We start from the raw sequence: 12,876 nt of genomic DNA, 5'->3' as shown, positions 1-12,876 counted from the left end.
TCGACAAAACCTGCGTTATTCTTTCATGTTTCCCATTGCATCAAGGGGGAAATCACGGAAGAATGCGCACGTCATTTTCTCAACAACAGTGGATTGATATGAAGGTACTGGTTACCGGCGCCACCAGCGGCTTAGGTCGAAACGCGGTAGAGTTTTTATGCCAGAAAGGCATCAGCGTGCGAGCGACCGGTCGCAACGAGGCAATGGGTAAATTGCTGGAAAAAATGGGCGCAGAGTTTGTTCCGGCGGATCTGACCGAGTTGGTCTCATCACAAGCTAAAGTGATGCTCGCGGGCATTGATACGCTGTGGCACTGCTCCAGCTTTACCTCGCCCTGGGGGACACAACAGGCTTTCGATCTGGCTAACGTTCGCGCCACTCGCCGCCTGGGTGAATGGGCTGTCGCCTGGGGTGTGCGTAACTTTATTCATATCTCTTCTCCCTCCCTGTACTTCGATTATCACCACCATCGCGATATTAAAGAAGATTTTCGCCCTCACCGCTTCGCCAACGAGTTTGCCCGCAGCAAAGCAGCCAGCGAAGAAGTGATCAATATGCTTTCGCAGGCGAATCCACAAACGCGCTTTACTATTCTGCGCCCACAAAGTCTGTTCGGACCGCACGATAAAGTCTTTATCCCTCGTCTGGCGCATATGATGCATCACTACGGCAGTATTCTGTTACCGCATGGCGGCAGTGCGCTGGTCGATATGACCTACTATGAAAATGCCGTGCACGCCATGTGGCTGGCAAGCCAGGAAGCGTGCGATAAGCTACCTTCCGGGCGTGTGTACAACATCACCAACGGCGAGCATCGCACACTGCGCAGCATCGTGCAGAAGCTGATCGACGAGTTGAATATTGACTGTCGTATTCGTTCGGTTCCTTACCCGATGCTGGATATGATCGCCCGCAGCATGGAGCGTTTAGGCCGCAAGTCAGCAAAAGAGCCGCCGCTGACCCACTACGGCGTCTCCAAGTTGAATTTTGACTTTACGCTGGATATTACGCGTGCGCAGGAAGAGTTAGGTTATCAGCCAGTCCTCACCCTGGATGAAGGTATCGAGAAAACTGCCGCCTGGCTGCGCGACCACGGAAAACTGCCGCGCTAATCCTGCCCGTATTTCTCCAGCAACGCTTCGGCAATCGCCTGAGTTTCTGCATCCGCTTCGCCGTTATATAACGTCGGGCGGAAATGCATCTGGAACGCCATAATCACACGCCGCTGCTCGCGCGGAGTCATATCAGGCTTTACGTCATAACCATAACGCGCCAAAAGCTCCAGCAATGACGCGGTCTCTACCGGTGTGTGCGGCGCGCGCCCGGCAAGGTAAAAGTTCACCCGCTGCGCATCCGGCCAGGCACCAATCCCCTGCTGTGCCAGTTGCTGCCAGGGAAATAATGGCCCCGGATCGTCTTTGCGCTGTGGCGCAATATCCGCATGTGCTACTACGTTTTCCGGCTTGATGTGATAACGGGCAATAATATCTTTCGCCAGCGGAATAAGCGCCTGAATCTGTGCCGGTTCAAACGGGGCAAAATATTTCACTCCCGCCGATTTTTGCCAGCCACGGTTTTCCAGCTCAATGCCAATAGAGGTGTCGTTAAGACGCGTTGCCCCGCGCCAGGCGCTAATCCCCGCATGCCAGGCCAGTTCTTGTTCCGGCACCAGTTGCCAGATGCGCGGTTTACCGTTGTATCGCGGTGGCACCGCAGGGACCAGATAATGCGAGCTGACCTGCTTATCGGTCAGTGTCGCCAGCGAGCTATCAAAATCATCTGCGGTGTAGTGGATCACCAGCACTTTAATGCGCGGATACGCCGCCTGCGCCTGGCGTCGGGTATCAAGCTGATATCCCTCTTTCTCGACAATGCCTTTTTCGCCTGTGCACCCTGCCAGTAACAGAGCGGCAGCGACCAGCCAGAAGACTCTTCTCATCGACGCGTTTTCACCGCCGTACCGCTGACGCTAACCATCAGCATACTGCCGTTTTGCCCGACCGTTTCGTAGTCGATATCAATACCGACGACGGCATCAGCCCCCAGCGCTCGCGCCTGGGAGCCGAGCTCCTCAAAGGCAATCTCCCGCGCTTTACGCAGTTCTTTTTCGTAGGCACCGGAGCGTCCGCCAACGATATCGCGGATACCGGCAAAGAAATCACGGAAAATATTCGCGCCTAAAATCGCTTCGCCAGTCACCACACCGCAATATTCAACGATGGTCTGGCCTTCCAGAGTTGGGGTTGTAGAAAATTGCATGATCGATCTCCTTGTTTGCTAAGCCTTCGATCTTCAAAGCATTATCGGACTGATACGCTATTATTGAAAGGATATCATTATTATCGTAGAACGCTTTCAAGGTGTTCGCTTATAAGGAAATCATCATGCGCTATAGCAAATTGACCATGCTTATCCCTTGCGCACTGCTACTCAGTGCCTGTACCACCGTCACGCCAGCTTATAAAGATAACGGCCCCCGCACCGGTTCCTGTGTCCAGGGGGGGCCTGATAGTGTGGCTCAACAGTTCTATGACTACCGCATTCAACATCGCAGCAATGACATTACCGCTCTGCGCCCCTATTTGAGTGACAAACTGGCAACCCTACTTAGCGATGCCAGCCGCGATAATAGTCATCGTGAATTGTTAAGCAGCGATCCGTTCTCCAGTCGAACCACCTTGCCAGACAGCGCCCACGTAGCCAGTGCATCGACTATCCCTAATCGTGATGCCCGTAACATTCCATTGCGCGTGGATCTCAAGCAGGGTGACCAGGGCTGGCAGGATGAAGTGTTAATGATTCAGGAAGGCCAGTGTTGGGTCATCGACGATGTGCGCTACTTAGGCGGTAGCGTTCATGCCACGGCGGGTACGCTCCGTCAATCCATCGAGAATCGCTAACGTCTTGATCAACCAATAAACCCCGTAAATTGTCCGGCATTTCGTGAGGAATGCCGACATTTATGCTCGCCGACCACCGCCCCCGTTATTTTGTGCTATGTTTATTGAATAATGCGCTTTGCTTTTAACTTTTAAAGCAGAAATATTGCATAATTATTCTGTCAAAGGTACTATCTTCGACCTCAATAGCTATCAGACTGCCAGTATACGAGTGTCAATGAGTATTCAATTAAACGGCATTAATTGCTTCTACGGCGCGCATCAGGCGCTGTTCGATATCACGCTGGATTGCCCGCAGGGCGAAACGCTGGTGTTACTTGGCCCCAGCGGCGCGGGTAAAAGCTCGCTGCTGCGTGTACTCAATCTGCTTGAGATGCCGCGCTCCGGTACGCTCAACATTGCAGGCAACCATTTCGATTTCACCAAAACCCCCTCTGACAAAGCGATTCGCGATTTGCGTCGTAACGTTGGCATGGTGTTTCAGCAATACAACCTGTGGCCGCATCTGACCGTGCAGCAAAACCTGATTGAAGCGCCCTGCCGTGTACTGGGGCTGAGTAAAGATCAGGCGCTGGCCCGTGCAGAAAAACTGCTGGAACGTCTGCGTCTTAAACCTTATAGCGATCGTTACCCGCTGCATCTTTCTGGTGGTCAGCAGCAGCGTGTTGCTATTGCCCGTGCGTTGATGATGGAACCGCAGGTACTGCTGTTCGATGAACCGACCGCCGCACTGGACCCCGAAATTACGGCACAAATCGTCAGCATCATTCGTGAGCTGGCAGAAACGAATATTACCCAGGTGATCGTCACCCACGAAGTTGAAGTGGCGCGTAAAACCGCCAGCCGAGTGGTGTATATGGAAAACGGTCATATCGTAGAACAAGGCGACGCGAGCTGCTTTACCGAGCCGCAAACCGAAGCATTTAAAAACTATCTCTCTCACTAAGATTCGGGATAACAACAATGAAAAAAGTTCTGATTGCCGCGTTAATTGCAGGTTTTAGTCTTTCCGCCACAGCAGCCGAAACCATTCGTTTTGCCACCGAAGCCTCCTATCCTCCGTTTGAATCGATTGATGCAAACAACCAGATCGTTGGTTTTGATGTCGACCTGGCGCAGGCATTGTGTAAAGAGATTGATGCAACCTGCACTTTCTCTAACCAGGCGTTTGACAGCCTGATCCCAAGCCTGAAATTCCGTCGCGTAGAAGCAGTGATGGCGGGCATGGATATCACTCCGGAGCGTGAAAAGCAGGTGCTGTTTACCACCCCGTACTATGACAACTCTGCCCTGTTTGTGGGTCAGCAAGGCAAATACACCAGTGTTGATCAGCTGAAAGGCAAAAAAGTTGGCGTTCAGAACGGGACGACACACCAGAAGTTCATTATGGATAAGCATCCGGAAATCACTACCGTGCCATATGACAGTTACCAGAACGCAAAACTGGATCTGCAAAACGGTCGTATCGACAGCGTATTTGGTGACACCGCAGTGGTAACTGAATGGCTGAAAGATAACCCGAAACTGGCGGCAGTGGGCGATAAAGTGACCGATAAAGATTACTTCGGTACTGGCCTCGGCATCGCAGTACGCCAGGGCAACACTGAACTGCAGCAGAAATTCAACACTGCGCTGGAAAAAGTGAAGAAAGATGGCACTTACGAAACCATCTACAACAAATGGTTCCAGAAGTAATTCCTGATGAATGAATTTTTTCCTTTAGCAAGCGCCGCCGGGATGACCGTCGGCCTTGCCGTTTGTGCATTGATTGTCGGGCTGGCGCTGGCGATGTTCTTTGCGGTATGGGAGTCTGCGAAATGGCGTCCTGTCGCGTGGGCAGGTTCAGCGCTGGTAACCATTCTGCGTGGCCTGCCAGAAATTCTGGTGGTGCTGTTTATCTATTTTGGCTCCTCGCAGCTGCTGCTGACGCTTTCGGATGGCTTCACTATCAATCTTGGGTTCGTGCAGATCCCGGTGCAGATGGACATTGAGAACTTCGACGTTAGCCCGTTCCTTTGTGGTGTCATCGCTCTGTCACTGCTGTATGCCGCCTATGCCTCGCAAACGCTGCGTGGTGCATTAAAAGCGGTGCCGGTGGGGCAGTGGGAATCCGGTCAGGCGCTGGGGCTGTCGAAATCGGCTATCTTTTTCCGTCTGGTGATGCCGCAGATGTGGCGTCATGCGCTGCCGGGTCTCGGTAACCAGTGGCTGGTGCTGCTGAAAGATACCGCGCTGGTCAGTTTGATTAGTGTGAATGATTTAATGCTACAAACCAAAAGCATCGCTACCCGTACCCAGGAACCGTTTACCTGGTACATTGTGGCGGCGGCGATTTACCTGGTGATCACCCTGCTCAGTCAGTACATTCTCAAACGCATTGACCTGCGCGCGACACGTTTTGAGCGGAGGCCCAGCTAATGTTTGAGTATTTACCCGAACTGATGAAAGGGCTGCACACCAGCCTGACGCTAACCGTTGCCTCGCTGATTGTGGCACTGATTCTGGCATTGATTTTTACCATCATCCTGACGCTGAAAACGCCGGTGCTGGTGTGGCTGGTACGGGGCTATATCACGCTGTTTACCGGTACGCCGCTGCTGGTGCAGATCTTCCTGATTTATTACGGGCCGGGCCAGTTCCCGACGTTGCAGGAGTATCCGGCACTGTGGCATTTGTTGTCAGAACCGTGGTTATGTGCGCTGATTGCGTTGTCGCTGAACAGTGCGGCGTACACCACGCAGCTGTTTTACGGTGCGATTCGCGCGATCCCGGAAGGTCAATGGCAGTCCTGTAGCGCCCTGGGAATGAGCAAAAAAGATACGCTGGCGATCCTGCTGCCGTACGCGTTTAAACGCTCGCTCTCTTCTTATTCCAACGAAGTGGTGCTGGTGTTCAAAAGTACCTCTCTGGCTTACACCATTACGCTCATGGAAGTGATGGGATACAGCCAGTTGTTGTACGGACGCACCTACGATGTAATGGTATTTGGCGCGGCGGGGATTATTTACCTGGTCGTCAACGGCCTGCTGACGCTGATGATGCGTCTGATCGAGCGTAAAGCACTGGCATTCGAACGGCGGAATTAATGTAGCTGCATGCTGATGCCGGATGCGGCGTGGACGCCTTATCCGGCCTACATAGTGCATAAATTCTTATTATGAAGACGGACAACCCACTAAGCTGTCCGTCTTTTTTTATTTCATATAAATTATTTACTCATATTTATTGCATATAAATTCACTTAATGGCATTGTTATCCCATGCCGCAGACACGGCCAAAAATCATAAGATTGACAGACGGGAGTTCCATCATGAAAAAGTTAGTTCTTGCCGCTTTACTTGCTTCTTTTACTTTCGGTGCTTCTGCCGCAGAGAAAATCAATTTTGGCGTTTCAGCCACCTATCCACCCTTTGAATCTATAGGTGCTAATAATGAGATTGTCGGCTTTGATATCGACCTGGCAAAAGCCTTGTGCAAACAAATGCAGGCAGAATGTACTTTTACTAATCACGCTTTCGACAGCCTGATCCCGTCACTGAAATTCAGAAAATATGACGCCGTAATCTCCGGAATGGATATCACGCCGGAGCGTAGCAAACAGGTATCGTTTACCACGCCCTACTACGAAAACTCAGCCGTCGTGATTGCCAAAAAAGATACCTACAAAACGTTTGCCGATCTGAAAGGCAAACGTATTGGGATGGAAAACGGCACCACGCACCAGAAATATATTCAGGATCAGCACCCGGAAGTGAAAACTGTCTCCTATGACAGTTATCAGAATGCCTTTATCGATCTGAAAAATGGCCGTATTGATGGCGTATTTGGTGACACCGCAGTGGTAAACGAATGGCTGAAAACCAATCCGCAACTGGGCGTTGCTACTGAAAAAGTGACCGATCCGCAATACTTCGGCACCGGCCTGGGTATCGCTGTACGTCCGGATAACAAAGCTCTGCTGGAAAAACTGAATAACGCGCTGGCAGCAATTAAAGCTGACGGTACATATCAGAAAATCAATGACCAGTGGTTCCCACAGTAAGATTCAGAAAGCCGCACCTGCGGCTTTTTTATTGCTTCACCAGTAGCGTCAGCACTTCATAGTGCGCGGTGTGCGGGAACATATCAAAAAGCTGTACCCGTTCGATGCGATAACCAGGCAGTTCGCGGATATCTTTCGCCATAGTTTGGGCGTTACAGCTGGAGTAGATAATAAAACGCGGTGCCATCGTTGAGAGATAATCACACAGCGGTTTACCGATGCCGCGGCGCGGCGGGTTAACCAGCACCAGCTCCGGCACTTCCCCCTGAGCGGTGGCAAACTGCGTAGAGTCCAGCGCCTGAAATTGCAAACGCGTTAAGCCCAGTTCAGCGGCTGACTGCTTCGCACAGGCAATGGCCTCTGGTGCAATTTCGATCCCGGTTAACTGCATGTCAGGCGTCGCGCAGTGTAAACCAAAGCCACCCACACCGCAGAACAGATCCCACATATGTTTAACCGGCAGCTGTCGTACCCAGTCGCGCGCGGTGGCGTACAGCTGGCTGGCGACCGCCGGATTAGTCTGGAAGAAACTTTGCGGACGGATCCACAGCGGTACGTCATTAAAACGCTCTGCCAGTGCCTGTTGTTCGGTCAGGTAGATCTCCGTCTCCCCTTCCATAATCGCCATATGTACCGGCTGAATATTGACGGTAATAACTTTCAGCTGCGGTAATTGTTCCTGTAACCACGGCAGCGCCTTACGCAATTGCGCCAGTTTGGTATCAGAACGCAGTACAAAACGCAGCATCATGCCACCATCGCTCTGGCTTTCAGTCAGCAGAATGTATTTCAGTTCACCACGTTTACGCGCCACGTTGTAGGGCGTTAACCCCGCACGGGCGATAAACGGTTTTAGCGCCGCAAAAACGGGCGCAAATGAGGCTGGATAAAGCGGGCAGTCACAAAGGTCTTCCGGTGTACCATCTCGATGCAGCATACCGAGCAGTGGTTTTTCAACGCTACCACTCACCACCATTTTGGCTTTATTACGAAACCCTTGTTCCGGGCCTGACACCGGCGCACACCATTCCTCAACCGGAAAATCGGCGAGCAGATTTTTAAGATCGGCAGTTTTAGCGGAGAGTTGCTCTGGAATCGGCTGCGTTATCCACTGACAGGAACGACAGCGACCCGCGTCGTAAAGTGCGCACTGCATACATTGACCTTCACATCATCAGGGGCGACGATTATACACATTATTGCAACTGGAAGAACCGCCGACTGGTCGAGGGAACGAACAGCAGCATCAGGATGAGCATATCCGGCAGCTTCTGCAGCATCAGGCTATGGAAGATTTCACGTTTTGATTCACCGGGAATGCTGAACAGCTCCGGATAACCATACCCCAGCGAAGCCGCCCACAAGTAACTTGCGGCTGTGATTTGTGTCAACAGATACAGCCAGCGCGCCCAGCGACGCCCTTTCACCAGTGAAAACGCACACCAGATCTCAATGAAAACCAGCACCAGACTGCTCAAAAAGACCAGCGTTAAACTCCAGGTTTGTACGCTGCGATGAATGAACTCGCCAATACCGCGCACGCCCAGCGTATTGAAAATCATCAGCACGTCGAGGCCACGGATCATAATAATGGCGAGCGCCGCCACCTGCACCAGCGCAGGCACATTCAGGCGAGCATGAGATGAAGATGTTTTCTTAAAAAATCCCAACGTTTCGTCTTCCATGAAAACAATGCCGCGACATGCGCGGCATTATGTAGCCAGGTTGGCAAATTTTAGTGTCTTCAGCCACGTCTTGCACGCTGGATGTCGCGTATCCGCTGTTTTTCTGCGCGCGCCATCAGATACCAGGCGATAAATCCGACAATTCCGACCGCGCCGAGGATCAATGTTGCCAGGGCGTTGATTTCCGGATTCACCCCCATCCGCACGCTGGAAAAGACCAGCATCGGTAATGTGGTGGCTCCCGGCCCGGAAACAAAGCTGGCGATCACCAGATCATCAAGCGACAAAGTAAAAGCCAGTAACCAGCCAGAAATGATCGCGGGCATGATCATCGGTAGCGTAATGACAAAAAACACTTTCAGCGGCGTCGCACCGAGATCCATCGCGGCTTCTTCTATCGAGCGATCCAGTTCCCGCAGACGCGACGAAATAACGACTGCCACATAAGCCGTACAGAAAGTGACATGCGCCAGCCAGATGGTGAGCATACCGCGGTCCGCAGGCCAGCCAATAGCATGAGCAAGCGCGACGAATAACAACAACAGCGACAAACCCGTGATGACATCTGGCATTACCAGCGGTGCGGTGATCATGAAGGCAAAACCATTTGATCCGCGAAACCTGCCAAAGCGCACCAGCACGACCGCCGCAATAGTCCCGAGGATCGCCGCCGCCGTCGCCGCACAGGCCGCAATTGTCAGACTTAAAGCAACCGCACTCATCATCGCGTCATCGCGCAATAATTCGCCATACCAGCGCGTTGACCAGCCGGCCCACACCGTCACTAGCTTCGAGCTGTTAAACGAATAGATAACAAGCATCAGCATTGGCGCGTAGAGAAAGGTGAAGCCCAACAGCAAAATCACAATCCGCCAGGGCGAACGAACCACCGGTAAATTATTCATCCGTGTTCTCCCTCGCTTTTTTGCTGATGTTTGTGGAACCACATTATCGGCATAATTAGCAGCAGCAACATGACGATCGCTACCGCTGAGGCCACCGGCCAGTCGCGGTTGTTAAAGAACTCCTGCCACAGCACGCGCCCGATCATGATGCTGTCCGGGCCACCGAGCAGTTCCGGGATCACAAACTCGCCCACAGCCGGGATAAACACCAGCATCGATCCGGCAATAATCCCACCTTTAGTCAGCGGCACGATCACAGTAAAGAACGTTTTCAGCGGTCGTGCACCGAGATCCAGTGCCGCTTCTACCAGCGAATAATCAATACGAATCAACGCGGTGTAAATCGGCAGCACCATAAACGGCACGTAGGCGTAAACAATGCCAATATAAACCGCAAAGTTGGTATGCAGAATGGTCAGCGGTTGATCGATAATCCCCAGCCACAGCAGAAAATTATTCAGCACACCGTTGTTTTTTAATATTCCCATCCAGGCGTAGACACGAATCAGAAACGAGGTCCACGACGGCAGGATCACCAGTAGTAATAAGATATTACGGGTCGAAGGCTTACTGTGCGCCACCGCCCACGCCAGCGGATAGCCGATCAGTAAACAGCAAATAGTCGAAATCGCCGCCACCTGTAACGACTGGAGATAAGCATCAAAATAGAGCGGATCGTCGGTCAGTTGCAGAAAATTACCGAGATTAAGAGTGATAGAAAGTTGCCCGTCAGCCCACTCCATCAATTCGGTATAAGGTGGAATAGCGCGCGCCATCTCCGCCAGGCTTATTTTAAAGACGATCAGAAATGGCAGCAGAAACAGCAAGATCAACCAGATATACGGCAACGCAATAACCAGTTTGCGCCCATGTTTCATTTGCAGCTGCGACAACCACAGCTTAAAGGGTTTTGGCTGGGCAGCAGGTTCAAGTGTACTCATCTTTGCTCCTTAAACCGTCAGCACCACACAGCTGTCCACTTCCCAGCACAAACGCACTTCGTCGCCCCAGGTCGGTAACCCTTTACGATGACGATGGGCGTTTTGTAGCTGGGCGCTAATCATCTGCCCACTTTTCAGACGAACGTGATACACCGAAAGATCGCCGAGATAGGCAATGTGTATCACCTCCCCCACCGCGAAGTTACAACCATTGGCGGGCGGTTCCTCGCAAAGCATGATTTTTTCCGGGCGAAGCGCCACATGCACCGGCACGTTATCGACCACTGAAGCATCCGCATCGACTTTCAGTGGATGCACCAGCCCCGGCGAATAAAGCACCAGACCATCTTCCTGACGCTCTTTGAGTACACCTTCAAAGACATTAACCGAACCGATAAATTCAGCACTGTAGCGAGTGGTCGGATGCTCGTAGATCTCTTCCGGCTCGCCAATCTGGACAAATTTCCCACGATTCATAATGGCGATGCGCCCCGCCATAGTCATCGCCTCTTCCTGATCGTGAGTAACCATTACGCAGGTCACACCGACGCGCTCCAGAATATCCACCACTTCAAGCTGCATCCGGTCACGCAGCTTTTTATCCAGCGCGCCCATCGGCTCATCGAGCAGTAATAGTTTCGGGCGCTTGGCAAGGCTTCTGGCCAGGGCCACACGCTGACGCTGACCACCAGAAAGCTGATGCGGTTTGCGTTTGGCGAACTCCTGCATATGCACCAGCCCAAGCATCTCATTGACCCGGCTGGCAATTTCCGCTTTCGGTAGTTTGTCCTGTTTCAGGCCAAAAGCGATGTTCTGTTCCACGGTCATATGCGGAAACAGCGCGTAAGACTGAAACATCATATTGATGGGGCGCAGGTAAGGCGGCACCTGTGACAAATCGACGCCATCGAGCATAATCTGCCCGGCCGAAGGTTGTTCAAAACCTGCCAGCATACGCAGCAGCGTGGACTTGCCACAGCCGGATGCGCCCAGCAGCGCGAAGATTTCACCTTTGTAGATGGTCAGGCTGACATCATCCACCGCATGTTGACCATCGTAGGATTTGGTCAGGTTACGGATTTCTAATAGCGGCGTCAGCGCCTTACGGGTTTTCGCCTGCGGGCGAGGGATAGCGTCATTCACGGCTGCTCTCCGGCATTGAATGTGTGCAAGCGCACCATGATGGTGCGAATTGCCGGCGGGTGTGGTGCGCCCCTCCGGCATCTACGGCTGCGGATTATTTTCCGCTCTTCACTTTGGTCCAGGCGCGGGTGCGCACACGGTCGATTTTCGGGTCCTGCACTTTCAGAGTGAACAGCTTCGCACGAACATCCGCAGGCGGATAAATACCCGGGTTATCACGGACTTCCGCACTCACCAGCGGCGTGGCTGCTTTATTGGCGTTAGCATAGAACACATGGTCAGAGATATGTGCCACCACATCAGGACGCAGCAGGTAATTCAGGAACTGATAGGCTTCGTCTTTGTTTTTGGCATCCGCAGGCATGGCGAATACATCAAAGAACGCCATCGCCCCTTCTTTTGGAATCGAGAACGAGACATTCACGCCATTCTTCGCTTCCTTCGCGCGGTTTGACGCCTGCCAGACATCGCCCGCCCAGCCAATAGCGACACAGATGTCACCATTCGCCAGATCATTGATGTATTGGGATGAATGGAAATAACGAATGTTCGGGCGCAGCTTTAACAGCAGATCGGTAGCCGGTCCGGTGTAATCATCCGCTTTAGTGCTGTTAGGATCTTTGCCGAGATAATTCAGCACGGTAGCAAACACTTCTTCTGGCGCATCCAGGAAAGAGACACCGCAGCTTTTCAGTTTTTCCAGATTTTCAGGTTTGAGGATCAAGTCCCAGCTATCGACGGGCGCGTTTTCGCCCAGCACCGCTTTAACTTTATCGACGTTATAGCCAATCCCGGTCGTCGCCCACATATAGGGCATAGCAAATTTATTGTCGGGATCGTGTTTGGCGACCAACTTCAGCAGCTCCGGATCGAGATTCTTCCACTCCGGCAATTTGCTTTTATCCAGCGGCTGGAAAACTCCCGCTGTCAGCTGGCGCTCAAGAAAGCTTGCTGACGGCACCACCAGATCAAAGCCGGTGCTCCCCGCCATTAATTTGCCTTCCAGTACTTCGTTAGAATCGAAAACATCATAGACGACTTTAATACCGGTTTCTTTTTCAAAGTTGGCCACCGTGTCCGGGGCGATATAATCAGACCAGTTATAAATGTGGAGTGTTTTTTGTTCAGCCGCGAGCGTGCTGACAGAAACGGCCATCAGAGCACCCGCAACCAGACCCGATAGCCATTTTTTATTTAAGGCGATCATATCTCTTTCCTTCTGAAAATTCGTTAACAAACGAACAAAAGTTGTCACACTG

At 52.1% G+C, this 12,876-nt stretch carries 15 protein-coding genes; 7 read left to right on the top strand and 8 right to left on the bottom strand.

Annotated features, from left to right (window positions below):
- Window positions 1-98 precede the first annotated feature (98 nt).
- On the top strand, window positions 99-1,112 hold the full coding sequence (locus ACJHX4_RS03275) for an NAD-dependent epimerase/dehydratase family protein (protein ID WP_001305933.1): 1,014 nt from the start codon (window positions 99-101) through the stop codon (window positions 1,110-1,112).
- Here ACJHX4_RS03275 and amiD read toward each other — a convergent pair.
- On the bottom strand, window positions 1,109-1,939 hold the full coding sequence (amiD, locus tag ACJHX4_RS03270; RefSeq protein WP_001255186.1) for an N-acetylmuramoyl-L-alanine amidase AmiD: 831 nt from the start codon (window positions 1,937-1,939) through the stop codon (window positions 1,109-1,111). The two genes, ACJHX4_RS03275 and amiD, sit on opposite strands and share 4 nt — an antisense overlap.
- Entirely contained in the window at window positions 1,936-2,259 is a 324-nt protein-coding gene (locus tag ACJHX4_RS03265; protein ID WP_001160737.1) for a heavy metal-binding domain-containing protein, read from the bottom strand. Before ACJHX4_RS03265 ends, amiD begins: the two co-directional genes overlap by 4 nt.
- A gap of 125 nt (window positions 2,260-2,384) precedes the next feature.
- Here ACJHX4_RS03265 and ACJHX4_RS03260 point away from each other — a divergent pair, with 125 nt between their 5' ends.
- The 6 genes from ACJHX4_RS03260 (at window position 2,385) to artJ (ending at window position 6,943) form a co-directional block, all read left to right on the top strand.
- Window positions 2,385-2,900 (top strand): lipoprotein, encoded by a 516-nt coding sequence (locus ACJHX4_RS03260; protein ID WP_001295906.1) that lies wholly within the window; start codon window positions 2,385-2,387, stop codon window positions 2,898-2,900.
- Between the two features lie 217 nt (window positions 2,901-3,117).
- Window positions 3,118-3,846: an arginine ABC transporter ATP-binding protein ArtP gene (gene artP, locus ACJHX4_RS03255; protein ID WP_000027205.1), complete on the top strand. Its 729-nt coding sequence runs from the start codon at window positions 3,118-3,120 to the stop codon at window positions 3,844-3,846.
- 17 nt (window positions 3,847-3,863) lie between these two features.
- Window positions 3,864-4,595 carry an arginine ABC transporter substrate-binding protein ArtI gene (gene artI, locus ACJHX4_RS03250; protein ID WP_000756574.1) on the top strand — a complete coding sequence of 244 codons (732 nt, stop codon included), beginning with the start codon at window positions 3,864-3,866 and terminating at the stop codon, window positions 4,593-4,595.
- Window positions 4,596-4,601: 6 nt separating this feature from the next.
- A complete protein-coding gene (gene artQ / locus ACJHX4_RS03245; protein ID WP_001001691.1) occupies window positions 4,602-5,318 on the top strand; it encodes an arginine ABC transporter permease ArtQ in 717 nt (238 codons plus the stop codon).
- Entirely contained in the window at window positions 5,318-5,986 is a 669-nt protein-coding gene (artM, locus tag ACJHX4_RS03240) for an arginine ABC transporter permease ArtM (RefSeq protein WP_000464491.1), read from the top strand. Before artQ ends, artM begins: the two co-directional genes overlap by 1 nt.
- Window positions 5,987-6,211: 225 nt before the next feature.
- On the top strand, window positions 6,212-6,943 hold the full coding sequence (gene artJ, locus ACJHX4_RS03235; protein WP_001295905.1) for an arginine ABC transporter substrate-binding protein ArtJ: 732 nt from the start codon (window positions 6,212-6,214) through the stop codon (window positions 6,941-6,943).
- 28 nt (window positions 6,944-6,971) lie between these two features.
- Here artJ and rlmC read toward each other — a convergent pair whose 3' ends face one another.
- The 6 genes from rlmC to potF form a co-directional block, all read right to left on the bottom strand.
- A complete protein-coding gene (gene rlmC / locus ACJHX4_RS03230; RefSeq protein WP_001149713.1) occupies window positions 6,972-8,099 on the bottom strand; it encodes a 23S rRNA (uracil(747)-C(5))-methyltransferase RlmC in 1,128 nt (375 codons plus the stop codon).
- Between the two features lie 40 nt (window positions 8,100-8,139).
- Entirely contained in the window at window positions 8,140-8,628 is a 489-nt protein-coding gene (locus tag ACJHX4_RS03225; protein WP_000389260.1) for a YbjO family protein, read from the bottom strand.
- A gap of 59 nt (window positions 8,629-8,687) precedes the next feature.
- A complete protein-coding gene (gene potI, locus ACJHX4_RS03220) occupies window positions 8,688-9,533 on the bottom strand; it encodes a putrescine ABC transporter permease PotI (RefSeq protein WP_001061639.1) in 846 nt (281 codons plus the stop codon).
- Window positions 9,530-10,474 carry a putrescine ABC transporter permease PotH gene (potH, locus tag ACJHX4_RS03215; RefSeq protein ID WP_000105413.1) on the bottom strand — a complete coding sequence of 315 codons (945 nt, stop codon included), beginning with the start codon at window positions 10,472-10,474 and terminating at the stop codon, window positions 9,530-9,532. The genes potI and potH overlap by 4 nt, the downstream gene beginning before the upstream one ends.
- Window positions 10,475-10,483: 9 nt before the next feature.
- Window positions 10,484-11,617, bottom strand: a complete 1,134-nt coding sequence (potG, locus tag ACJHX4_RS03210; protein ID WP_000996007.1) for a putrescine ABC transporter ATP-binding subunit PotG — start codon at window positions 11,615-11,617, stop codon at window positions 10,484-10,486.
- A 94-nt stretch (window positions 11,618-11,711) separates the two neighbouring features.
- The gene (potF, locus tag ACJHX4_RS03205) at window positions 11,712-12,824 is read right to left on the bottom strand and encodes a spermidine/putrescine ABC transporter substrate-binding protein PotF (protein ID WP_001295904.1); all 1,113 of its coding nucleotides are present in this window, start codon (window positions 12,822-12,824) and stop codon (window positions 11,712-11,714) included.
- Between the last annotated feature and the right edge of the window lie 52 nt (window positions 12,825-12,876).

Origin of the sequence: Escherichia sp. WS2035 (assembly GCF_046487065.1) — a bacterium.
Classification (GTDB): domain Bacteria; phylum Pseudomonadota; class Gammaproteobacteria; order Enterobacterales; family Enterobacteriaceae; genus Escherichia; species Escherichia coli.
The sequence above is the reverse complement of the archived record's forward strand: the minus strand, read 5'-3'. Positions and strand labels throughout refer to the sequence as shown.